The sequence below is a fragment of the Microcoleus harperi Pol14_C6 genome (genome assembly GCF_036701295.1).
Lineage (GTDB): Bacteria > Cyanobacteriota > Cyanobacteriia > Cyanobacteriales > Microcoleaceae > Microcoleus.
Map to the genome: position 1 here is coordinate 1 of NZ_JAUBQN010000011.1, position 24,012 is coordinate 24,012.

Annotated in this window: 17 protein-coding genes, 1 tRNA gene and 3 pseudogenes; 11 read left to right on the top strand and 10 right to left on the bottom strand. The window is 46.1% G+C overall.

Features of this window, described 5'->3' with window-relative positions:
• Window positions 1–1,019 precede the first annotated feature (1,019 nt).
• A pseudogene (locus QUA27_RS10525) lies at window positions 1,020–1,864 on the top strand (IS630 family transposase).
• Between the two features lie 28 nt (window positions 1,865–1,892).
• Window positions 1,893–2,358, top strand: a pseudogene (locus tag QUA27_RS10530) (IS630 family transposase); the annotation flags it as partial.
• Window positions 2,359–2,619: 261 nt separating this feature from the next.
• Here QUA27_RS10530 and QUA27_RS10535 read toward each other — a convergent pair.
• The 6 genes from QUA27_RS10535 to rpmI form a co-directional block, all read right to left on the bottom strand.
• Window positions 2,620–4,812 (bottom strand): sensor domain-containing diguanylate cyclase, encoded by a 2,193-nt coding sequence (locus QUA27_RS10535; protein ID WP_333067863.1) that lies wholly within the window; start codon window positions 4,810–4,812, stop codon window positions 2,620–2,622.
• Entirely contained in the window at window positions 4,809–5,414 is a 606-nt protein-coding gene (locus QUA27_RS10540) for a chemotaxis protein CheC (protein WP_333067864.1), read from the bottom strand. The genes QUA27_RS10535 and QUA27_RS10540 overlap by 4 nt, the downstream gene beginning before the upstream one ends.
• Window positions 5,411–5,788, bottom strand: coding sequence for a response regulator (locus QUA27_RS10545; protein WP_333067865.1), 378 nt, complete (start codon window positions 5,786–5,788; stop codon window positions 5,411–5,413). The genes QUA27_RS10540 and QUA27_RS10545 overlap by 4 nt, the downstream gene beginning before the upstream one ends.
• 236 nt (window positions 5,789–6,024) lie before the next feature.
• On the bottom strand, window positions 6,025–6,555 hold the full coding sequence (locus QUA27_RS10550) for a tetratricopeptide repeat protein (protein WP_333067866.1): 531 nt from the start codon (window positions 6,553–6,555) through the stop codon (window positions 6,025–6,027).
• Between the two features lie 272 nt (window positions 6,556–6,827).
• Window positions 6,828–7,184, bottom strand: a complete 357-nt coding sequence (gene rplT, locus QUA27_RS10555; RefSeq protein ID WP_006634165.1) for a 50S ribosomal protein L20 — start codon at window positions 7,182–7,184, stop codon at window positions 6,828–6,830.
• Between the two features lie 19 nt (window positions 7,185–7,203).
• Window positions 7,204–7,401, bottom strand: a complete 198-nt coding sequence (gene rpmI, locus QUA27_RS10560; RefSeq protein ID WP_006634164.1) for a 50S ribosomal protein L35 — start codon at window positions 7,399–7,401, stop codon at window positions 7,204–7,206.
• A gap of 291 nt (window positions 7,402–7,692) precedes the next feature.
• Here rpmI and QUA27_RS27365 point away from each other — a divergent pair, with 291 nt between their 5' ends.
• From QUA27_RS27365 to QUA27_RS10575, 4 genes are all read left to right on the top strand, one after another.
• Window positions 7,693–7,974 (top strand): MrcB family domain-containing protein, encoded by a 282-nt coding sequence (locus QUA27_RS27365; RefSeq protein ID WP_445251492.1) that lies wholly within the window; start codon window positions 7,693–7,695, stop codon window positions 7,972–7,974.
• A 423-nt stretch (window positions 7,975–8,397) separates the two neighbouring features.
• Window positions 8,398–9,045, top strand: a complete 648-nt coding sequence (locus QUA27_RS10565; protein ID WP_333067867.1) for an IS607 family transposase — start codon at window positions 8,398–8,400, stop codon at window positions 9,043–9,045.
• A gap of 8 nt (window positions 9,046–9,053) precedes the next feature.
• Window positions 9,054–9,263 (top strand): helix-turn-helix domain-containing protein, encoded by a 210-nt coding sequence (locus QUA27_RS10570; protein WP_333067868.1) that lies wholly within the window; start codon window positions 9,054–9,056, stop codon window positions 9,261–9,263.
• Complete coding sequence (locus QUA27_RS10575; RefSeq protein ID WP_333067869.1) at window positions 9,264–9,557, top strand: hypothetical protein; 294 nt, start codon at window positions 9,264–9,266, stop codon at window positions 9,555–9,557.
• A gap of 1,360 nt (window positions 9,558–10,917) precedes the next feature.
• Here QUA27_RS10575 and pdhA read toward each other — a convergent pair.
• Window positions 10,918–11,955 (bottom strand): pyruvate dehydrogenase (acetyl-transferring) E1 component subunit alpha, encoded by a 1,038-nt coding sequence (pdhA, locus tag QUA27_RS10580; protein WP_333067870.1) that lies wholly within the window; start codon window positions 11,953–11,955, stop codon window positions 10,918–10,920.
• A 447-nt stretch (window positions 11,956–12,402) separates the two neighbouring features.
• On the opposite strand from pdhA, the gene QUA27_RS10585 reads away from it, so the two are divergent.
• Both QUA27_RS10585 and QUA27_RS10590 read left to right on the top strand, forming a co-directional pair.
• Entirely contained in the window at window positions 12,403–14,724 is a 2,322-nt protein-coding gene (locus QUA27_RS10585) for an IMS domain-containing protein (protein WP_333067871.1), read from the top strand.
• Between the two features lie 108 nt (window positions 14,725–14,832).
• Window positions 14,833–16,035, top strand: coding sequence for a glycosyltransferase family 4 protein (locus QUA27_RS10590; protein ID WP_333067873.1), 1,203 nt, complete (start codon window positions 14,833–14,835; stop codon window positions 16,033–16,035).
• A gap of 880 nt (window positions 16,036–16,915) precedes the next feature.
• Here the strand turns inward: QUA27_RS10590 and QUA27_RS27370 are convergent.
• Both QUA27_RS27370 and QUA27_RS10595 read right to left on the bottom strand, forming a co-directional pair.
• Window positions 16,916–17,062 (bottom strand): annotated as a pseudogene (locus QUA27_RS27370) (winged helix-turn-helix domain-containing protein); the annotation flags it as partial.
• A gap of 678 nt (window positions 17,063–17,740) precedes the next feature.
• Entirely contained in the window at window positions 17,741–19,459 is a 1,719-nt protein-coding gene (locus QUA27_RS10595) for an ATP-binding response regulator (RefSeq protein ID WP_333067874.1), read from the bottom strand.
• A gap of 602 nt (window positions 19,460–20,061) precedes the next feature.
• Here QUA27_RS10595 and QUA27_RS10605 point away from each other — a divergent pair.
• The 3 genes from QUA27_RS10605 to QUA27_RS10615 all read left to right on the top strand — a co-directional run bounded on the left by QUA27_RS10605 (window position 20,062) and on the right by QUA27_RS10615 (window position 22,566).
• Entirely contained in the window at window positions 20,062–21,108 is a 1,047-nt protein-coding gene (locus tag QUA27_RS10605) for a M42 family metallopeptidase (protein WP_333067875.1), read from the top strand.
• An 84-nt stretch (window positions 21,109–21,192) separates the two neighbouring features.
• A tRNA-Glu gene (locus tag QUA27_RS10610) sits at window positions 21,193–21,265 on the top strand.
• A 269-nt stretch (window positions 21,266–21,534) separates the two neighbouring features.
• On the top strand, window positions 21,535–22,566 hold the full coding sequence (locus QUA27_RS10615; protein WP_333067876.1) for a hypothetical protein: 1,032 nt from the start codon (window positions 21,535–21,537) through the stop codon (window positions 22,564–22,566).
• Window positions 22,567–22,722: 156 nt separating this feature from the next.
• Here the strand turns inward: QUA27_RS10615 and QUA27_RS10620 are convergent, their stop codons facing one another.
• On the bottom strand, window positions 22,723–23,841 hold the full coding sequence (locus QUA27_RS10620) for a glycoside hydrolase family 1 protein (protein ID WP_333067877.1): 1,119 nt from the start codon (window positions 23,839–23,841) through the stop codon (window positions 22,723–22,725).
• Window positions 23,842–24,012: the final 171 nt, after the last annotated feature.

Below are 24,012 nucleotides of genomic sequence, written 5' to 3' on the forward strand. Positions count from 1 at the left end.
TGATTTTAAATCATCCAAATCTTCCTTCAGTCTTGTCTTATGGTACTCTGGCTGCTTAAAAACTGTCCGGAGTATTGATATAACGGAGAATATTTTTAAGTTTTGACTATAAATTTTCAATGGTGGAGAAGTCCGGCGAATATGGCGACAAGTATATTAATTTTGCTTTGTTTTAATTATTTTTTCTACTCCTTGTCCGGTATGAATAGTACAATTATCCATAACTACACAAGCACCTCTCCCTAATTTTTGTACGAGTTATCTATCGGATGATAAAAGCGTCAAATGTACTTGCATCGGTTGTACCGTACCTATTAAATTGAGTAATTCTCTGGCTTAATTGACTGATATAGCTCCAATTAGTGAGACATCTATTCCATGTTTATTCGGTTTTTAGCCCCGGTTATTGAACCTTTTAGATACCGAGCATATAACCTAACTATTGCCAAGTTAACTCCCGATTCATCAATTAATATTAAGTCTTTGAAAAAAACTTCTCTAATTTTTTTTATAAAACTCATATCGCAGGTCCATAACTTTGTCAGTACCTTTATCGGAGGGATTTTTTTTAGTCATGCTTAAGAATTTTGTCATTCTTCCCCTCGTTGCTATTCTGACGATCAAACAAATTTTTGGGTACAGTCAATAATCGAGTTCTTCGACACTGGTATGATTATTTGTTTCAATCAATTCCTATAAAATCAACAGTTGTTCTGCATTCAATTTTTATTTTACTCCGCATCACTCAGTTATAGGATCAATATTTTGGGTCTCACGATAGTGTTTAATAAGCTTTTGGACAAAACTAAGGGCTACACAAAAACTATTAGCTATTGCTCTTTGTGACAACGGTTCATTATGGTAAGTGTCGAGAGTTTTTTCTCTAAAATCAAGAGAATAAATTTTCATTTTTACTAATGTGTGATATTTTCTACAATTATTGATATAGTCATTTCAAATAAATGTGAGACAGAGGTAAGATCATGATAAAATCGATAAAAATAGTTAATTATAAAAAAATGGCTTACAGTCTAGACCTAAGACAAAAAGTAGTCAATCATGTGGAAAATGGAGGGAATATAACGAAAGCTGCCGCCATATTTAAGGTAGGAAGAGCAACAATTTATAGATGCAACCGGTAGGAAAGACCTTCGACCAACTCAGGTCAATCACCGTCAACGAAAGCTAGATTGGGAAGCCCTCAAAAAAGATGTTGAAAAAAATCCGGAAGCAAGATTAGTAGAAAGAGCAAAAACTTTCAGGCGTCAGACCTAGTGCCATCTGCTATGCCTTAAAAAAACTGAAAATTACCAAAAAAAACCTTCGCTATAAAGAAAGGAATAGAGAAGAAAGAATGAAATATTACAGGAATCTGAGAGAATTAATTAAACTTTATGGCAGCCAAAGTCTTGTATTCATTGATGAGTCAGGATTTGAGGAATTTGAAGGTTCTGTCTATGCCCTTTCAAAAAGAGGAAAGAAAGTCTATGGCGAAAGCTTAGGAAAACGGGGGAAAAGAGAAAATTTAGTAGCAGCAAGAAGAAAAGGAAAGAAGGACTTAATTGCACCAATGCTCTTTATGGGTAGTTTAAATGCAGAAGGATTTGAAGGATGGTTATCTTTGTATTTGTTGCCAGATTTAACAAGTCAATCTATATTAATTATGGATAATGCACCCATTCATCGTAAGACGGTCATTAGACTATTGGTTGAGGATGCGGGTCATCAGATAATATTTTTACCAAAATACTCTCCTGACTTAAATGATATTGAGCATGATTTTAGTGCATTAAAGAGAGCTAAAATGTATGCGTCTCCTGGCACATCTCTTGATGAAGTTATTCGTGCTTATTGGGGAGTCTAGTGTCTCATACTTATTTTAAATGACTATAAGTCAAAGTCGGGTTTTTATTGATGAGTCAGGATTTGAAGAGTTTCAAGATTGTGCATTTGGCTGGTCAAAAAGAGGCAAAAAAATCTGGGGCCAAAAGTCAGGAAAACGGGAGAAAAGAGAAAATCTAGTAGCGGTTCGACTGAAAGGAAAAAAGGACTTATTTGCCCCAATGGTTTTTACGGGCAGCCTCAATGCAGAAGGTTTTGAAGGGTGGTTATATTTATATTTATTACCCTCTCTGACGGAGCCATCTATATTAATCATGGATAATGCACCGATTCATCGAAAAACAGCCATCCGAGAACTGGTAGAGGAAACGGAGCATCAAGTTCTTTTTCTCCCAAAATATTCTCGCCTACCTGAACGATATTGAACACGATTTTAGTGCCTTAAAGCGAGCCAGAATGTATGCTCCTCCTGGCACATCTTTAGATGAACTCATCTGTGCCTACTGCGCTCAATAGTGTCTCTTTTTTATTTGAAGTGACTATATTTATCCCTAGCATGGCTTAAAAAAAATGGTATTATTGATAGGGTTCCACGATTTAATTGATCCAATAAATCCATTCCAACCCTTTTATTTTTATGCTTGAGCTAGCTTATTTCTTACTTCTTTAATTCGCAGACTGACAGAAGAGGGATATCAGGGTTTGGAGCACGCGCGGACAGGCGCATTGTTTTGCGGAGTGGTATCACTACTCTCAACCCACAAATATGGCAATTCGTCAAGCGCTAGTGGGAGAGGGTAAATTAGTATTGGGTATAGAAAAATCTAGAGGAAGTATTGAAGTGCCTGTCCCATTCCCCTTGCCAGCAGGATCGGGCTGGTAAAGTTGGATACGAGCACGCCCAAGTCGTTTAGCTTGATAAAGCGCTTGGTCGGCTGCAGCAATCAGAATTTCGGCTCCCGATTCGGATGCAGGAACAATACTCGCTACGCCCAGGCTGAGAGTGACGTACTGGCTCACCTGAGAACCAGCGTGAGGAAGCTGCAAAGCTGCGATTTTGAGTTCTATGTGTTCGGCTACCAGCACAGCGCCTTGAATCGCGGTATTTGGCAAAATAACGGCAAATTCTTCGCCTCCGTAGCGAGCTACTAAATCGGCGGGGCGATTGACGGCATTGCCGATCGCCGCGGCGACTTGCCGCAAACATTCGTCTCCCCCTGGGTGCCCGTAGGTATCGTTGTAACTTTTAAAAGAATCAATATCGCAGAGAATCAGGGACAGAGGCGTTTGTTCCCGGGCTTGTCTGCGCCACTCCATTTCTAAATACTGATCGAATCGGCGGCGGTTTGCTAGCTGCGTGAGTTCGTCTAAACTGGCCAAGCGCTCTAACTTGAGGTTGGCGGCTTGCAACTGCTGGTATAGTTCTGCTTGCTTGATGGCGATCGCCAACTGGGTGGCCAGAGAAGACAGCAACTCTACTTCCAACTGCATCCACTGCCGGGGACTGCACTGGTGGGCCATCAGCAGCCCCCACAAATCATCTCCTTGGACTAAAGGCACTACCAAATAAGCCCTCACCGCGAATTGTGCAAGCAAATCAATTTGATATTGCGGCAAATCGGCGGCCCAAACATCGGCGATCGGTCGGATAGCTCGATGTTGGTACGCTTCGAGATAGAACTGGTCAAAACAGAAATTTTCCAGGGTTTCCCCCAACATCGGCGGGCAGTTGGGAGCTACAGATTCCACTGTCACCGCCCCCGTCGCCGGACCGGCACAGAGACTGCCAGTACAGGGGTTGAACCGGACTATCATCACTCGATCGGCTTGAAGGAACTGACGTACTTCTGTCACTGTCGTGCTGAGCACTTCGTCCAAATCCAGAGACTGGCGGATGTGCTGAGTAATCGTCGCCATCAGGAGTTCTCGTTCGTTCTGCTGCCGTAGCGCCTCTTCTGCCCGCTTGTACTCGGTGATATCTTGAGCGGTGCCGAAAATTTGTTTGGGGCAGCCGTCGGCTGTGCGGGCGAAAACTTGGTCGCGGCAGCGAAACCAGCGCCATTCGCCCGATCGATGTTTGAGGCGATATTCCAACTCCAAAATATGCCCGTCTTGGGTCGAGGGAAATTTTTCCTGGTGGGCTTTGAGCCTCGGCAAATCTTCTTGGTACACCAAACTGGAATACCAAGCAGTTTGCATCTGTAAAATTTCTTGGGGAGTGTAGCCCAGCAATTTAGAAGCTTGACCGTTGACGTAGACGTTTCGCTGTTCGGTCAAATCGTAGATGTAGAGCAAATAAGGCGCCGCGTCAGCAATCTGCTGGATGAAATGCTGACTCGATCGCAATTCTTCCTCCACCCGCTGACGTACTTGCACTTCTTCCAAAGCTTGATCCCGCATTGTGCGGTAAGCTTGGATGCGATGGGTGAGGTCGGTCACGTCTTGAATCACCAGTAGCGCGTAGAACGATGGGGAATTGACCCCCGGCCATATTGAGGACGAAACTGAGGGTGCAGATTCCCTAGACAAAAAATCCCTCCTTGGTGATCCGACTCCGACAGTACCGTCTGATTCCAACTCAAGAGTCTGGAGAACCCAGTCTCTCATCTCCTGTTCTTCTATGCCCGCCTCCACGGCCGACACAGCAGTCACTGTAGTTTGCTGAATTCGCTGCTGACCGTCTTGCCAAGTTGCCGGAATCAGGTGTTTGTGAATTTGAGAAGAAAAAATTGTTGGCGGGCCTCCTGCAAAGATTTGCTTGAAGCGAGTGGCGTACTTTAACTGACTCAAGTGAGGAAAATGGGTTGTGATCTTTGTCCCCAATATTTGGCTGCGGGGAATTTTAGTCCACTCTTCCAGACAAGTGTTCCAAAACAGCACCACAAAATCATCTTGCAGCAAGCAGGCGCCAACTGGTACGCTGTCGAGAACCCCAAACTTTTCCTTAATACTTTTGCTCTCCTCAATCATAGACCCCCGGCAAGTTGATTGATAGCAGTCAACAAGGTGTCAAAGGAATTAACATTGAAAATAAGAATGATATCTCCTTCAATGTGAAGCCTTTCAATCATGAAACTGGTCTGGGCTAATAAAACAACTGTATCCGTAGCTAAACCGCCGGATATCAACAAACTAGCAATCGTCCCTTCGCTATAAGTGGGAATTGAATAGTTCAGCCGCTGCTGAAGCACGTTGCTGATTGCACCCATAACTCCATTAATTACAATATTTCCCACTTCACTCAGCGTACCAATTTTGACTGAATCGAGATCGTGAGTTCCTTCTTCCCCCGTGAGCATCGTCACCAGCAAAGCAGCGCTGTTGGTGGGAAAGACTAGCTGGGCAATGCCTCCAAAGGAGCCTGTGAACTTGAGCTGGACAGCGGCGATTTGCTCGCCGTTGAGGTGCTGCTCTAATTCTTCTTCCACGTCGGTGGGAGTCAGAATTTGAAGGTAGGGGATTTGCAAGCGAATCGGGGAGTCGATCATGTCGTTCAAAACCCCTGCGGCTTGACCGATCCCGATGTTGACGAGTTCCTGCAAAGCATCAAGCTGTCGAGTGCTTAATTTCATTGGGCGCTCTCCTCACTGACACTGAGAGCTTTTTTGATCCACCCAATCAGTTCCTCTGAGTTAGGCATTTTGTGAATGACTGCCAGGGCTCCGAGTTCCATGCACTCGGAGCGGGTACTTGCTTGGATGTCTGCGGTAATTACAATCACTGGAATTTTATATCCTCGATCGCGCATGGCTTGCAGGACTTCCCGACCTTCCATTTCTGGCATCAGCAGATCTAAGAGCATACAGTTTGGGGTTTTAGTGCCGAGCTGTTCTAGAGCTTCTGGGCCGCTGGATGCTTCCCAAGTCTCATATCCTTCTGCTCGGAGAATTTTGCAGATTACCCTACGAGTCAACCACGAATCTTCGACAACCAGAATTGATGTCACTACGTTCTCCTCCTTCTATTGTTAGGACTGACCGGTATTGCAGGTACTGCTTTTATCTTGACATTAATTTAAAGTGCTGGGACGGTGTGCGATCGAGCTTGACTCGGAATTCCTGTTCTTAAAAACTAACCCATTAATGTGTTGGATAGTTTAGTATCTGGGACTATGTGAAGAAAAAACCCGGTTTCTGAATGAAACCAGGTTTGGGGGATCTCTATTGCTCCTAACATGGGCGCTCAATTATAGATTACCAAACGCTTCCGGAGAGACTCTACTCGCTGTTTTGCCGTGGTATTGTCTGGATCGCAGGCGAGAGCTTGTTCGTACATTTCCAAGGCTTGAGCTGTTAATTTCTTGCGCTCGTAGGCGTGACCCAGATTATTGAGAGATGTAACGTATTCTGGCTCTAACTTCAGGGCTTCTTTGTAGTGGCGGATTGCGATGTCGTACTGTTCTTGGCCAAAGTGTGCAAAACCGAGGGCGTTGTAAATAACAGCTTGATTTTCTTCGCCTTCTAAGTCTTTGGCTTTCAGGGCTTTTTGAAACAGTACGATTGCCTGGGAGTAAAGCTTCTTATCTACATAGATACTTCCTAATTCGTAGTATTCCTGTGCTGTTCCTCTTTCTACTGTCAGCTTATTCTCTAAGCGTTCGAGAGACATTTCCAGCTTCCGAGTTTTAAGAATCTGGCGCACCACAAACCAGGAAGTGCTGCCGAGTATAGCGAGCAGAACTGTCAGGTAAACAATGAGCAAATTACTATCCATGTTTTTCTTAAAATTAGGTAGGTTTCTGGAAGGTCTTATTTATTTTAAGGCGTTAGCAATCTCTGACATTTGCCTCTGCAACTGTATAAAAAACAAGGAAATAGCGATCGACCGGCCAGATCGCGATTTCTGAAAAAGCAATAGTCCAGAAGTAAGAACAAAGAAGGAAATTTGGCATCAACCTCCTAGATTTATCAGGAGTTTTCCTTCTCTGGCAGACTGTTAAATCTTTCTTACTTCTGCTTTCTGCATTCTGAAAATCAAGCGAACTTTCAGGCTCCGGCTCGGTTAGCCATTTCCACGACTTTACCGAATGTGGCTGGGTCAATGATCGCCATTTGTGCCAGCATTTTGCGGTTGATTTCGATGTTGGCTTTTTTCATGTTGCCGATCAGTCTGCTGTAGCTCGTGCCGTGCTGGCGCGATGCGGCATTGATCCGAGCAATCCACAGGCGGCGGAAATCGCGTTTGCGTTTTTTGCGATCGCGATAACCGTTACGCAGGGCCTGCATCACCCGTTGGTTAGCTGTGCGAAACTGTTTCGACTGTGCGCCTCGGAAACCCTTGGCTAATTTGAGAATTTTTTTGCGGCGCGCTCTGGCGACATTACCGCGTTTTACCCGTGTCATCTTTAATTTCCGTTAAACTTTACAAGTATGGAAGCATTAACCGCACGTTAGCATCGTTGGTCTCGTCGATGACGACCAGCTTAGATAGACGGCTTTTGCGAGCTGAACTTTTGTGCTGTAGCAAGTGGCTTTTGTAAGCTTTACGGCGCACGATCTTACCGCTGCCGGTCGCTCTAAAGCGCTTTGCGGCTGCTTTGCGAGTTTTGAGTTTTGGCATGAACTGGTGTTATTTGGACACAAGCTTATACCGTATCACGTTTGTGCTACTTTCTGCAAGGGAGATTTGTGGGTTAGCAGTGGCGCTGTACTTGGGGCAATATACAAGATGGGCGATCGGCTAATCTTGTGGTTGTTTGCTACTATTAACACCTAGTATAGAATGTTATACCGCAGTTGCGGTATCATTAACGGTTATCGCCACGGTTAATATTTGAAAGTTGTTGGTGAGGCACGATAATTAAATTGAATATCCAACATTAATTATTGATTCAGGCGCTTACAGAGTCCCTTGAAAAAAAATTGGAAATATACATTTGTCAGTAATGACAATTGTCAGGAACATTTCTTTGCTAGTTATGTCAGAAATCTAGTTGCCAAATCAATAAGTGATTCATTGGAATTATCCGAAATCTCTAGCGTAAAAGCTTCAGCCGAGAATGGTTTGTGGACTAAAGTTCCTGGGATAGCAATATTTAACAAACTTGTAACTCAGAGTGTCCTGTCGGGGTTTTACTGTGTTTATTTCGCGCCGACTTCTGTGGCGTTTATGCTTCTCTCAATCAAGGAATAGCAGATAAAAGAAATAAGTTAGGACTTGGGAAGTCGAGGGACATGGTAAGGGGTCAACCACAATTATTTAAATATAAGCTTGGTTCTGACAAGCTCAGGGAGTTTTCCGAACCTATCGATCTTCAGCTTGATTATATTGCAAAGGCAACTACTTTTAGATGGTTCTGCAAGTTTTTGCCCAATGGACTTCCTTTGTTGAAAGGGTTATTCGAGCAACTGAATCCTATCACCATCGTGGAAACAGGCGTCTTTGATCGGGAACCAGTATCCCAATGAGGGGATAGAGAAAATCACCTTACTAGGGGATGCCGCTCACCCGATGCGATCGTCCTTATGATTAGGGTCTACTATGATATTTAAGCATGACTTAAGTGTCCAATAATTTGCTAAACTTATCCATAGTTATTCGCAAAGAGAAAGTTCTATGTGGAAAGTGGCAGAATTCGCAAAATTAGTGGGAGTCTCAAGCTCTACGTTACGGCGCTGGGAAAGGGAAGGCAAGTTAATCCCTGAGAGGACACTGGGCAACCAGCGTGTTTATTCAGAAAGTCACCTAAATATAGTCCGGAACCTAAAGACCGGTAAAACGCCACCCAATCGGGCGATCGTATATTGTCGCGTCTCGTCCCCTGGACAAAAACAAGACTTACTTCGTCAGACACAAGCTATGGAACAATTCTGCTTGGCGCAAGGAGTTGCTATCACAGACTCCATTCAGGAGATTGGGGGTGGACTCAATTTCAAACGTCCCAAATTCCTGCAAATCCTACAATGGGCGATACTAGGCGAAGTCAAGGTGCTGTACGTGGCTCATCAAGATAGGCTGTGCCGATTTGGTTTTGAACTTGTCGAGCAAATTCTACAGTGGAATGGCGGGACGATTATCGTCGCCAACGCCGAAAGCCTTTCACCGCCTGAAGAATTGACTCAAGACTTGCTTTCAATAATTCACTGTTTTTCTTCCCGCCTCTACGGACTGCGAAAATATAAAGCAAAAGTTAAGAATATTGTAGAGGGTGTAGACCCTTGTTCGGATTCCTCTATAGTTGATCAAGTAAAGATCTCCAAGTAAGTTTAACTATGTTTGGCGTCAAACGATCGCTAAAATTCAATAACAATGAAGCGACCTTGATGGCAAAACACGTAGGATTTCGGCGGATAGTATTTAATTTTGGATTAAGCTTGCGAACCCAAATATATAGCGAGGGAAAGCTTTCAGACTCAAAGGTACTCAACGAAGTCAAAAAAGTTCTCACCAACCACCTCAAGAAACAACCTAAATTCGTTTAGATGAACCAGTTGTCTAGTCGAGTTTATCAAAATGCTTTGATTGACTTGAAAGATGAGTTTAATCGATATCGTTCCGGGAAAGCAGGTTATCCAAAATTTGCTAGTCGCCGGAATGGTCAGTCTTTTACGGTTGACTCATCTAGCGCCAAAGTTCTGCTAAGTCCTGATACCACAATTAAGATTCCCACCTTGGGAAAGTTTCGACTTTACGAGGCACTTAAATGTAGTTTTGTGTCTCAAACTTTTACGATATCAAAAGAAGGAAGTCGCTGGGAAAGTATCCTTCTCTTTTGACGCGGAACGTTTCCCTTTTCAGCCATCTGAAGCAGTTGTAGGAATTGACGTAAATATTAAATATGCGACCACGCTGTCAAATCGGTAAGTTTTTGATGCAACAAAACCGTTGATAGTCAGTGCGAAACCCAAGCTTGCTACTTTACAGAGCCCAGCATCAAAACAGGTAAAAGGTTCCCAAAAATAACGCAAAATTTACAATAAAATTAGCCGAATTTACGCACAAATAGCTAGTTTTATATTCTTTTATGTTCATAACTTAAAAACTTATTTGGCTAAAATTTTCAAGCTAATTAAGATTTAAAACTTAAAAGTCAAAGGCATGATGGCTAATCAAAAGTTGGCTGGGTCAATATCCGACCTATAGTTTTACATACGAATTCAAGCGTTAACTTGACTATCAATGTAAAATGTCTGGAGCAACTTTATTGCTAGTGCATAAATGGTTTCCTAGTTCTAAAACTTCCTCGAATTGTGGCAAGAAAAAACATATGCTACTAAGTATAATGATGCAGCAGTCGCCAATGAATCAAAATGAGTTTCAAGAATAATGGGTCTACGACTGAAATCCTCCGTAAACCGTTGAATTTGTGGTGATTAAAAATACTGGCATCATCCCCCTATAGGCCCTCGAACATTACAAATAAAGGAGGTATTTAAGCGGGATTTAATATTCAACTCTCAATACAGGCTTTTCGGGATTTTCGGGATTGGGAATTAGACACTGATTTTTGCAATCTACTAGCAAATCTAAAGTTTCTAACACAGTTTGGCCGGATTAGCACCATATCGCCTAAAACCATTCCCGCCTCAATCGTTTCGCGCCCTTCTATTTCAATAATAACAGGCCCAGTCAGCCCCACTGTTTCTTGCTTGCCACCAGCATATTTTTCTATTTCGTGACTCCTAATTTTTCAACCCAAGTGTTCACCGATTTCTACAGAAATAGCTGTGCGTACTGCACCAGTATCTATGAGTGCTTCTGCTTCGTACACGCGCAACAGATTTGGATTGAGCAATCCTCTATTGACTAACTCTTCATCAATTGGATTCGTTAGCTTGACTTTGACTCAAACTGCACCCATATTTTTGCTGGCTTGAGTTAGATTGCCATCGAGATTTATCATATCGCCTCTTTTCGTCTATAAAGTCTACCTTTGATTCTAGCCACAATTTATGGTAGTAAGGTTCGCAGTGCATATACTACAACTAGAGTTTGTAGGTAAGTCTTACTGAGTATTGCAGGTTTAGGAAGTGCCGTAGGGACACAGGCTTTAGCCTGTGTCCCTACGGGGAGCTATCACTCTTGTGGGGTGGGCATCCTGCCCGCCCTAAACATACAAGTTAAATGCACAACTGCTTACTCATCTTCTGCATAGATAAACCGATACAATTCGCTAGGATCTGGCTCAGCGCTTTTCTCCGCGAAATCGACTGCATCATCAATTACTGCTTCAATTTTCTTATCGATCTCTTTCAATTCTTCAGCAGTTGCCAAAGTTCGATCGATCAAATCAGCAGCCAACTTCTTAATCGGATCGCGAGGGAACCAATATTCCTTCTCTTCTTTAGAACGCAACTCATCAGGATCTGCCAAAGAATGCCCGCGAAAGCGATAAGTCAAAGCCTCGATCAGAGTCGGCCCTTCGCCGGCGCGCGCCCGCGCTATAGCTTCCTTCGCCACTTCCCGCACCGCCAAAACATCCATCCCGTCAACCTCGACGCCAGCCATGCCAAAAGCATGAGCTTTCTTGTAAATCAGCGGGTCAGAAGTAGCTCGCTCGTGGGCCATCCCGATCGCCCATTTGTTGTTTTCCACAACATAAATAATCGGTAACTTCCACAAAGCCGCCATATTTAAACACTCAAAAAACTGACCGTTATTGGCAGCACCGTCGCCAAAAAAACAAGCAGTTACCCCATCGGAACTCTCATCCCCCAAAGCTTCGCGACGATACTTCGATTGAAAAGCCGCCCCCGTAGCTACAGGAATTCCCTCCGCCACAAAAGCATAACCTCCCAACAGTCGGTGTTCGGCCGAAAACATATGCATCGAACCGCCGCGGCCCTTCGAGCAACCAGTTTCCTTCCCGAACAACTCCGCCATTACCTCCCGCGCCGGCACACCCGCGCTCAAAGCGTGAACGTGATCGCGGTAGGTGCTACTGACATAATCGGTATCATCCCGGCGCATGGATCGAATCACGCCAGTAGAGACAGCTTCCTGACCGTTGTACAAGTGGACAAAACCAAACATTTTGCCCCGGTAGTACATCTCAGCACACTTGTCCTCAAAATAGCGCCCCAACACCATATCCTCGTAGAGCATCAAGCCCTCATCCCGAGAAAGGTTTACGCTTTGCGCGTCAAAAACTGGTAAAGTCCGTTCCTGAACCATAAATAATTAATACCCGACGATCGGCTTCCTAGACATCTAAATTTAAACCGAGATGGGACACAACCGCAGCAGAAAAAGATCGAACGTTTTCCGTGCAACAGTTCACCAATTGTTAAAATGAGTTTGGCACGCGGGGCGGATTGCCAGGAGTCCGAGATCCAAGTCGCATCTAAACCCGATGCAAACGAATGATATAATTCCATTACTCTCAAACCCGAAAATGCTCAAGAGTCAAACAACTCATTTAGCTGACGGGCAGTGGGGCTTTCCATTTTCCTCACTGTAAAACGCTGTAGAAGGAAAAAAATCAGAGTATCTCTACGGCAAGTCCAACATACCGTGAATGGGGCGGTTGGAAGCCAATACCAGAATTTTTGATTGGGTTTGCGGGAGTATGTCACTTAAGATAGGCTAATTCAGTTGCTAGCGCTTTGGGGAAGTGGACGAGTGTTAATTCCACTAGATTACTACCGGATTTTGGGTCTACCGATTCAAGCTACTGCCGAACAGTTGCAGCAGGCTCACCGCGATCGAACTTTACAGCTTCCGCGCAGGGAGTATTCTGAAGTTGCGATCGTCGCCCGCAAACAACTGCTCGATGAAGCCTGCGCCGTTCTGTCAGACTCAGAGGGGCGCAAAGCTTACGATGCCAGTTTTTTAGCCAAAACTTACGATCGAGAGTCGGAAGCCGCACTCGAAGCCAAGCACCAGAGGTCAAAAACCTCAGCAGGCACAGCCACCTTCCTGCAAGAGGCAGGAGAAACCGCTCCGCCAGAGTCCAAGACTTTAGATGCTGCTCCCGACCCCCACACTCCAAGTATTGAAATCGATGACAACCAATTCGTAGGAGCCCTGCTCGTACTGCAAGAACTGGGGGAATACGAACTCGTACAGAAGCTGGGTCGCCCGTATCTTAACAATGGCAGCATCGCGATCGCAGAAGGTCGTTTCGGCGACCCTCAGCTCGTGCGGCCAGATATAGTTTTAACTGTCAGCCTTGCCTGTCTAGAACTCGGCCGCGAACAGTGGCAGCAAGGTCAGTACGAAAATGCCGCAAAATCATTAGAAGCAGGTCAAGAATTGCTGCTGCGCGAAAGCCTATTTGCAAGCGTGAGGGGTGAAATGCAAGCCGACATATACAAACTCCGTCCGTACAACATTTTAGAGCTACTATCCCTCCCAGAAGAAAAAGTCGCCGAGCGTCGTCGGGGACTGCAAATCCTGCGAGAAATGCTTCAAGAACGAGGCGGCATCGACGGATCGGGAGACGATCGATCGGGTTTAGGAATAGAAGACTTCCTCCGGTTCGTGCAGCAAATGCGTAAACACCTAACCAGCAGCGAGCAGCAGGCCCTCTTTGAAGCCGAAGCCGGCCGCCCCTCCGCAGTCGCCACTTACCTCTCGGTCTACACCCTGTTAGCCCAAGGATTTGCCGCCAGACAGCCATCGATGATCCGTCGGGCCAAGCTGATGCTGATGCAGCTCGGTCGCCGCCAAGACGTTCACCTGGAAAAAGCCGTCTGTTCTCTGCTGCTGGGCCAGACAGAAGAAGCCAGCCGATCCCTCGAACTCAGTTCGGAAAAAGAACCTCTGGCCTTTATTCGCGAACATTCCCAAGATTCACCCGATTTGTTGCCCGGACTGTGCTTGTACGCCGAACATTGGCTACAGGAAGAAGTGTTTCCCCACTTCCGCGACTTGGCCAACGAGTCAGTGTCCTTGAAAGAATACTTTGCCGACCCGAAAGTACAAGCTTACCTAGAAGCTTTGCCACAGGACGCAGAAACCGCCAACGAATGGGTCGTCGTGCAGCCCCGCTCCGGCAAGCCCCCAGGGCGACTGCAACCGACAGCAGGCCGATCGCCCGCTGCCATACCCGCACAGCCACCCACAGCCAAGCAGGGAGCCAGCACCGTCACCTTGACCCCCGTACCAGGCGAGGCTTCCACCGCAGAATCGGGTGCGAAATCCCAGGCAACGGTGGCTGCGCCCAGCGCTGTTGCCCCCGTCTCTATCCCGATAGCGACAGTGCCATACCCCGTAGACTCGACTTCCAAACAACGCAGACGCCAACATTCAGGGGGCAGCGGAGCAACCGGCAATGGGCTAAAGGGCGATTTGGTCGATCGAGCGCGCACCAAGGCAGCAGAACTTACCGCCCAAGTCAAGTCCATGCCTCCAAACAGGCTGGCTTTGTTTCTAGTCGCAGGTGTCCTGAGCCTGTTACTCCTGTGGTTAATACTCAGTCTGTTGGCTAGCGCGATGCAAGCCCTATCGGGTCCATCCCTCCGAGGAGAGCAAGCCCTCGTCCGCCTGGAAGAACCGCCCCTAGAAATCCCTGCCTTGGTCGCGACCCCTGAGCCGAGCGCCGCAGGCGCAGTGTCGGGAGAAATCACTGAGGAATCAGCCGAACAAATAGTTCAAAGCTGGCTGTCGGCGAAAGCAGCGGCTTTGGGCCCCAATCACGCTGTCGAAGAATTAAAGCAAGTTCTGACAGAACCGGCTTTGTCTCGCTGGCAATTGATGGCAGAAGCTCAACAGCGAAACAACGCGCACCAGCGTTACGTACACAAGCTGCAAGTTAATGGAGTTAAGACGAATCCGACTAATCCCGATCGCGCTCAAGTAGAAGCCCAAGTCGCGGAAAAAGCCGAAGTGTTCGATCGTTCTCAGCTCGTTTCTTCCCGTAACGAAAACCTGCGCGTGCGCTACGACTTGATCCGTCAAGAGGGGCAGTGGCGGATTATGGATTGGCAAGTGATTAAGTAAGGAATTGGTAATTAGTAATTGGTAATTGGTAATTTCGGCTGGCTAATTACTAATTACCAATTTTTGATTATTAGGTTAATTTTTAATTCCAAAAGCGGGAGCTGTGAATTGCAGATTATTGTTGAAGGCTGGCGTTTTATTTATCATTCTTATTGCGTAGCCAATCAATTTCAACTGCTGGAAATGCTCGACCGCCCGCGAAGCCAAATTGAGCTTTTCCACCGGGATATGCCCTACATTGACGCAGCTTGGGAGACGAAAATTAGCTTGTTCGATCGCCCAAATGAAACATTACTTCGCAGCATTAAGAGCCCTGCGGTAAATCAGTCAGCGGATGTTACCCTGCGAATGTACTGCCCGTGGGACTTCTCGGCCTCCAGCAGCGCTCAAACTTGGGTATTTGCAGCGGCAGAATGGGGGATTGTTACCAGTACAGTATTACAGGCGATGGGTGTTAAGTCGATCGCCGAAACTCCGGTTAACTCAGAAACGAAAATTATTACACCTTCACCGTGGTCAAAAGCTGGCTTAATTCGCAGCGGTGTGGAGGCCGATCGCATTGCCGTTGTACCTTTGGGAGTCGATCCTCAGATTTATTATCCTGCTGCGGGCGATCGGCGTCAATCACTGCGCCAAAGTTTCGGCTGGTCAAACTATTTTATATTTTTAAACATCGGAGGGCAAACGGATCGCAAAGGTATTCGCCCTTTATTAAAAGCCTTCGCTGCGGTAGTTGACAAATATCCAGATGCGAGATTAGTTTTAAAAGGTTCAGAACTGCTTTATCCGTCCAGAGACGAGATTGCGGAAGCCTGCCGAGTTGTGCTCAACGATGCCGAAAGAGCGAGAGTTTTACCGAGATTAATTTATACTGGCAATCAGCTATCTTTTGCTCAAATAGCAGAGTTTTACCAAGCAGCAGATGTTTATGTTTCTCCGTATTTGGCAGAAGGTTTTAATCTGCCGGTGTTGGAAGCTGCAGCTTGCGGTTTGCCGGTTATTTGCACTGCGGGGGGCCCTACGGATGATTTTACGCAATCGAACTTTGCACAGCGGATTGAGAGTAAATTTACGGCTGTGGTGAGTGACGGGGAAACCTTATTTATCTTAGCTCCGGAGTGGGAACATTTGACTGATTTGATGCAAGGGGCGATCGAACAGCCTGGAATCGCTGCGAAAGCGAGGGTTGCGGGCCCGGCTTTTGTGGCTGAAAATTTTACTTGGAGGCGTGTAGTCGATCGATTGCTTGAGGTTATGGGAGGAGATAAAAAGAGAAAGGAGAAGTCTATTTTTGAGCCAATAATTTTGTAGTTTGAACGTTTCAAGCCCTAGGTATTTTCCTTCCATGAAGACTGTTTTTTTTACAATTATGATACCAATTCACTATAAATCTGCACTTAATATCAATTCCGGTTGCACCCGAATGACATAGCTTTGGTTGTAGGCCACCAGTGGAAACAAGTAATATTAATTCCGGTTGCACCGGAATGATATAGCTTTGGTTGTAGGGCACCAATGGAAACAAGTAATCCCTTTAATCAAAGAAGATTGTTTCAGCAGAACTTGGCAACGTTGAAATAATACTTCTTCTAATTCATCAAGATTTTGAAATGACCGATTGACAATTGCTTCATTAACTAAAGGGCACAGACGTTCTGAGACAGTTGTAATTCGGGAGAATGAGAGGGCATAAATTCTAAGTCTAGACCCTCTGGAACTATAACTTGTGGGCTAGTATGCCAACCAGCGTAGGTTTTTAGTTAAGATGATGTATTTATTTTTACCAACTCCAAATTCTCTAGCAAAATCTTCTAAAACTAAGTTGAAAAGCTTGATGTTAACTTTTGGCAGAATCCAAAAGTAGATTTCTCCCGTTGACGGGTATACAAAACCATATAACTATAGCCATTGATAGCGCCAATTTACCTTGGCTATGGGCTGCTCCCCATACCCTACCCAGACTCGCCGAATTATTAGCTTTAACCCTCTTTTGTCACTTTCGCCAAAAAATAAGCAGGAACGCTTAGAGCATAAGACTTTTACCAAAAATTCTGATTTCAGCAATTCTGTTAGAAAATAAACGCTCAAATTCTCGCTATATCTACAGTTAAAAATTTGGCTCTTATTTTTATTTTCCCACAGTGACAGAAGAGGGTTAATCCCAGACGATGCTCATCCATTCCCCACACTTTTACTGCTGCCAATGGATGCTAATGTTGAATTCGCTTAGCTTGCCCTCGCAGTTTTTTTTCCAAGCTTCTTGGGCTTCAAGGTCAGCAAGGTCGTGTTTCGATCTGGGTATCCGTAAGCGAAACTCCAACGAACGTAGATAGTCCCAACCGGTTTGTACACGCTCCTGGACGCTAAGCGTAAATTACTCATCCACTCAGCAACTTTACGACTGTTCCATAATCCTCCATCAGCAGTTGGAGTTCGTAAAGTTGGCTTCATTTGTGCTTGTTCCACAACAGAGAGTAAAGGTTGAGTGCCCGGATGTTGATGACGTTTGTCTTTCAACCCATTAGCACCTAATTGATTGTAGCGGCGAACGTTCGCGATATATAGAGTTACGGCAGTAACCCGTGACATCCGCGACATCTTCGGTAACTCGTCCAGTTGCTAAGAGCCAAATAATTTGGTAGCGTGTCCGTTCAATTGGGTCTGACCGTTGACGATACAGTTTAGACAATCGGCGAGGAGGTTTGATGAGGCTCTAACTTGAGGCGTTTAGGCATGACTTGTCCTCGTTGCACTCTTGATGCTCTTTCAGTAGATCACTCCGGTGCAACCAGAATTGATATTAGAGAATCTAGCACTCATGCAGACTCTACTCAACAACCACTCACAGTGCTTCCTATCCTAGATACACTAGACCTGCTACCTGAATCAACTTAACAGACGTTTGTGCTGCGGACGACACTCACAAGCTTGATTTGCCACAATCCCTAGCCTTCACCCCAAGCTGACAAGAAGCCCATTATTCTCAAAGCAACATTTGTTCTTGAAAACTTGGGTTTTAGCACCTGCTTGTACGTCCGGTGAGGCTGGCCACCACCGCCACTAACTCAGCAGCATCTACGGGTTTGGTTAAATGCATCTGAAAACCTGCTAGTAGTGCCTGCTGACGATCGTCATTCCGGGCATACGCCGTCAGCGCGATCGCGGGTAGCCTACCGCCCCGCTCCACTTCTAGTTGACGCAACTTGCGGATCAGAGAGTAGCCATCCTCATCCGGCATCCCAATATCGCTCACTAAAACATCGGGCTTGCGATCGGTTGCGGTTTCGATAATGGTCAAGGCCTCCTTGACCGAAGCCACAGCCATGACCTCAGCACCATACTTTTCGAGAATCGTACTCAGCAAGTCTAGCGCGTCAGCCTCGTCCTCTACCACTAAGATTTGTAAGCCTTCAAGGGTCGGCGAGGTCTGAAACCTCCCATTCGCGTCGACGAGCGAGTTTAATGGCTCTGGCTCGCTCGGTGGTAGATGGATAATCATCACGGGCAGTTTGACTGTAAAGGTCGTCCCCTGTCCTATCCCTGGACTCACTACCGTTACAGTCCCGCCATGTAATTCAACTAATTGACGCACAATGGCTAACCCTAAACCCAACCCCCCATAACTGCGAGTAGTCGTGCTGTCGTGCTGGCTGAAGCGATCGAAGACAAACGGTAGAAAGTCTGAGCTGATGCCTGCTCCAGTGTCGCTGACAGTAATTTCAACATGGGAATTAACCCGCTGCAAACGAATCTGGACTCGCCCGTCTTTAGGCGTAAATTTGAGGGCGTTAGAAAGTAGATTCCACACAACTTGCTGCAACCTATCGGCATCACCCAAGAGCGGACCAGCTTCAGAATCGAGCACGCTTTGCAGGCGAATTGACTTTGCCTCAGCCGCCAAGTGTACAGACTCAATCGCCGATTCAATCACCGACACGAGGTTGACAGGACGGACTCGGAGGCGCAGTTTACCCGTGATGATGCGAGAGACATCGAGGATGTCTTCGATGAGCTGGGCTTGAGACTTCGCGTTTCGCTCGATCGTCTCCAAAGCCCGCGCCACCTTATCCTCACTCAGATTTTTCTGCCTTAACATCGTTGACCACCCTAAGATCGCGTTGAGAGGGGTTCTGAGTTCATGAGAGAGAATCGAGAGAAACTCATCCTTGGCACAGTTGGCTGCCTCTGCGTCTGCCCGAATTATTTGTTCACGCCTCAATAATTCGTCTTTGGTGCGATTAGACGCTTCCAGTTGGGTAGTGCGTTCCTGTACCCGTTGCTCTAGCTCCACATTAATTGCCTGGATACGGTGGCGACTTTCTTCTAGTTCCTGGTTTGTAAGGGCAAGTTGAGCGGGACTGGGCGTATCGAGTGCCACTGGAATTAAGGGAATAAGTAAAAAGGTGAACGTATAGAAAGACCAAACACCAGTGACAGCTTTAATGAGTCCTGAAACCCAATAAATTGGGTGCCAAAGTGTCACTATTTCCATCAGGTGCGTCGTGCCACATAAGGCAAATATAAAAAAGAAACCCACCAGCAGCATCACCGTGTGGGCAGGCAGATCCTTACGCTCATTTGTAAAGTAAACAATGGCAACCGCCACCGAGTAATAAGCGACGGTTGTCAAGGCATCTGACGTTAAGTGCAGCCAGACTAACCCCGGTTTCCAGAGGTAACAATGCCCGTGAGGAATGAAATTATTAGAAAAGAAGGTGCTCAAGAGATCAGGCATATTAGTTTACGGCACTGTCAAGTTAATTTAGGAGGTGTCATCAATTCAACCAGATGACCGCAGCAGCCAGAAGAATCGCACACCCGAAAGTTCACCGCCCTAGGGTGATAGCGGGTCGCGATTGCCTGATACTGCTTGAGATTGGGGAAAAAATTCTCAATCAAATGACGGGCTTTGTACAATTGAGCATCGTAAGTTTCCAGGGTCTTGCAATTGCTGCTTTTGTCAAATTATGGGGCTCTCCCCTTCGGCATTGAGGGGGTCAAGAATGCCCCGATCTGGATCATAGCCCTTGTTAGGCAGCAGTGTATCGGCCACCACTAACGGCTGCAGTTGGTCGCCTCCTGGTCGCGTCACCAGCTTGTCAGGGGGTGAGGTGAAACCCCAACGGATTGGCCAACGTATCCACGCGCTCCCATGAATCTTGTTACTCAATCCCTGCGTCCAATTGCTTCATTCCTAGGCTCCTCAAAAAGCTCAGCAGGAAGATGTTTCTTTCAAGTGGGAAAATGCCTGAATTAAAACTAAGTGTACCGCCGGGGAAATAGAGAGTAAATCTGCTTTAATATATCAAAATTCGCTCCTAAAAACGAAAATCAAAAATGTTAGAGTTCGATCGCCTGTTCCAAACAATCGAAGAATTAGTAATGCTGCACTCACCCAGCGGTGCGGAGTCGGAAATTAACCAGCGGTTGATGGAAAAATTCGCCGCCCTGGGAGTGAATGCTTGGCTCGATCGCGCGGACAATGCGATCGCCCTAATTAAGGGCCGCAATCCCGAAAAGTCGATCGCCATTACCGCCCACAAAGACGAAATTGGCGCCCTAGTTAAAACAATAGGCGAGAGGGGCCGGGTGGAAGTCCGCAGATTGGGCGGCGCATTTCCTTGGGTTTACGGCGAAGGCGTGGTGGATTTGCTCGGAGACAAGCAAACAATTAGCGGCATTCTCAGCTTCGGTTCCCGCCATGTTTCTCACGAATCTCCTCAGAAAGCTCAGCAGGAAGATGTTTCTTTAAAGTGGGAAAATGCCTGGATCGAAACTAAGTGTACCGCCGAGGAATTAGCCGAGGCCGGAATTCGACCGGGCACGCGGATGGTGGTGGGAAAGCACCGCAAGCGCCCGCTGCGGTTGAAGGATTGGATCGCCAGCTACACTCTGGACAACAAGGCTTCAGTGGCGATTTTGCTGGCTCTGGCGGAATGTTTGAAAGAGCCTGCGGTGAATGTTTACTTGGTAGCGTCGGCGAAGGAGGAGGTTGGGGCGATCGGAGCTTTGTATTTCACGCAGCGCCAGCCGTTGGATGCGCTGATCGCTTTGGAAATTTGCCCTCTGGCACCGGAATACCCGATTCTTGACAGCAAAAACCCGGTTTTGCTGGTTCAGGACGGCTACGGAGTCTACGATGAAGGATTGAACGCCCAATTGCGCGCAGCAGCCGCAGCAGCCGATGTAGAGGTGCAGTTGGCGGTAATTAGCGGTTTTGGGAGCGATGCTTCGATCGCCATGAAGTTCGGCCACGTAGCCCGCGCCGCTTGTTTGGCTTTCCCCACCCATAACACCCACGGCTTTGAAATTGCTCATCTCGGGGCGATCGGCAATTGCGCCGCCATCCTCAAAGCCTACTGTGACGAGCTTTCGGACGAGTAGAAAAAAAACTTTCGCAAAGTAGTTGACAGATTGGGAAAGATTAGTTAAGGTAATAAAGGTGCGGAACACAAGCAAACGCAACGCGCCCCCATCGTCTAGAGGCCTAGGACACATCCCTTTCACGGATGCGACGGGGATTCGAATTCCCCTGGGGGTATTGAAAAATTAAGTCTGATATCACTTTGATATCTAGTATGTGGGGTGGGCATTTTGCCCGCCCTTATTGCTTTAGGACTTACGCACGGATAGCCAGAAACCGGGTTTTTGCTGAGAAGACACGTGAGATCCCGCAGCAACGGCAAAAATCGGCTTGATTTAGTTTGGTTTTTGGTGGATCGTTGAGCGATTTACCCCGGATTATTGAGCGGATACATAGGCTCAATATAGTTGAACACTTAGACAGCGAATAGCAGCAAAGGGAGTGCGATGTACATACCTGTTACTTTCGACCACAGCGGCATCCAAAGGAACGAAGCAATAGAAATAAAAGTTAGAAACTTTAAAGACTTAAACTTACAGGAAAGACATATTGAAGAGTTCTTACGCAAAAACATTAATTTGCTCTTTGGGGATGACCAAACTCTTCTAGTTGTAGGTCAACAAGTTCGTAATGCGAGTAACGGGATTAGTGACCTGACTGCCATTGATGCCGATGGCAATATTGTTTTAATCGAGATTAAACGCGACGTACAAGACATCAAAGCCAGAAAAGAACCTTTTGAATTTCAAGCTATCAGGTATGCCGCGAGTTATGCCAAAATTTCGACACCTGAATCCCTTGTAGAGTTGGTCTATAGCTCGTATATCGAGATACACAAAGATGAGTATGAATTAGGTGATTTGACTCCTAGTGAAAAAGCGAGACGAGAGTTGAATAAATTCTTGTCAAGCAATGACGCACTCAAAACCTTTAACAAAAAACAACGAATAATACTTATAGCCTCATCCTTTGATGAGCAAACCCTTTCTGCTGTTGCTTGGTTGATTGCAAATGGGGTAGACGCGAGCTGTCTTAAGATCACTCCAGTTTTTATAGGAGAGCAAGGTTTTTTGAGGATTGAGAAAATTTTGCCTCCGGCACAACTGGATGATTTTTACGTGGGTTTAGCCGGAGAATGTTCTACAATCAAGGAAGAAATTATATCCACTGATTCGGGCTTTAATAGAACTTGGCTACCTCGAATGGACCAGTTGTTTGAGTGGGAATTAATCAAAGCTGGGGATAGCATTGAAATTAAAGAGTTTGAAAGCTCGGAAGCTATAATAATTGATGATACATTGGTCAGATTTAATGGGGAAGAAATCTCCTATAATAATTGGGGAAAGAAAGTTACTGGTTGGTCTTCTATAAGTATTTATGAATGGGCAATGCTTAGTTCGATTAAGAAGACATTACATGAACTAAGGATGGAAAAAATGGCAGAGTTGGAAGCCAAAGGCTGTCCATGGGAAGAATGAGACCAGCGGTTGTAGAGCTATTTGCTTTCTTAAAGCAGCTCAAGGCTTTTTTCGGATATTGCAGTCGATCGACCGGCCACGATCTGAGACTCTTAATTAGATTAACAGCTTAAGGTGCGCCGCAGCGCACCCTACAGAATTAGAGCATCGCAGCTATCACTTCTGCAACTTCAGCAACGGTTCAATCTGCTCCCTTTGAAACTGCAATTCATCCGCCAAAGGCTGATAAATTTCTCGATCGCCCGATTCATTGCAATAATCCCACAAACCATTGTAACAGTGCCTGTCGTCGTCCCAACCCGGATGGTTGACAATCGGATACAAGCAGATTCCCTCTATCGGAACTCCGGCTTTCATCGCCGCCACTACCTCAGTACACACATAATTAAACCAGACAGGTCTAAAATCGTCTTCAGTGCCTGTTTCTGCTATGAATAAGGGGCGACGGTAGCGCTCAAACACTTCTTGCAGGAGTTCGCGAAACGGGCGGTACAGCGGATCGGTGTATTTCATCGGGTCTTCATTGTGAATCCACTGATTGCGATCGTAATAATTCACCCCAATAATATCGAGATATTTTTCCTTGCCACCGAGTTCCGGGCGAAAACGTCCAGCCAACATATCCCAAGCTTGATATTGAGATAAGCGATAACCTTCCGCCGCGTCCCGATCCTCCGGTTTGTCAGGATCGGCAATAATGTTAATTGTGGGATCGATTTGAACGATGCGGGTGCGGGGATTGACTTCCCAAACAGATTCTATCGCGGCGATCGCAGCTTTGACTAACTGGATTTTGAGCTCGTCTCCCCGCCCTTTCGCAAAGGGATTGATGTAGGCGACATCGCCGCCGGCCCAAGCAATAAATGAAATTTCATTGACAGGTGTCACGAAAGGTGTTTGGTCTGTTTCCTCAGTTAGCACTTCCATAAAAGCGCGCACCATCTGGGCAAACCTGGACACAAATTCGGGACTGAAAATATCAATATCGTCTGGCCAGCCGTAGTGAAACAAATCCCAAATTACCTGCATTTTCATGTCGCGGGCGGCCCGGATAATTGGCAGGGAACTGGAAAAATCGTATTTTCCGGGTGTCTGTTCGATTAAGTGCCAGCGGAGGCCTTCGCGGACTGTGTAAATGCCTTGCTCCTGCAAGCGTTGGTAGTCGGCTGCTGCAAATTTATCGTGACCGGTGGCGGCTGTGACATCGAGGCGTTTTCCAGATTGCACTCTGTGGGTGGAACATTCAAATCCGCCCATGAAAAAACTTTGAAACATCAATCGAATTGGTAATGGGGCATTCAGGTTTGTAGTCAGGACTAAATTCTTTAGATTTCAATCATAAAAAACTAAAGTCCTTACTACAAAGGGTGTTTTTGTAAGAAGTATATCGATCGGCAAAAAGCCAAAATGAAATCAGAAAAAAATCTCAGATTTTTACTTTTTCCT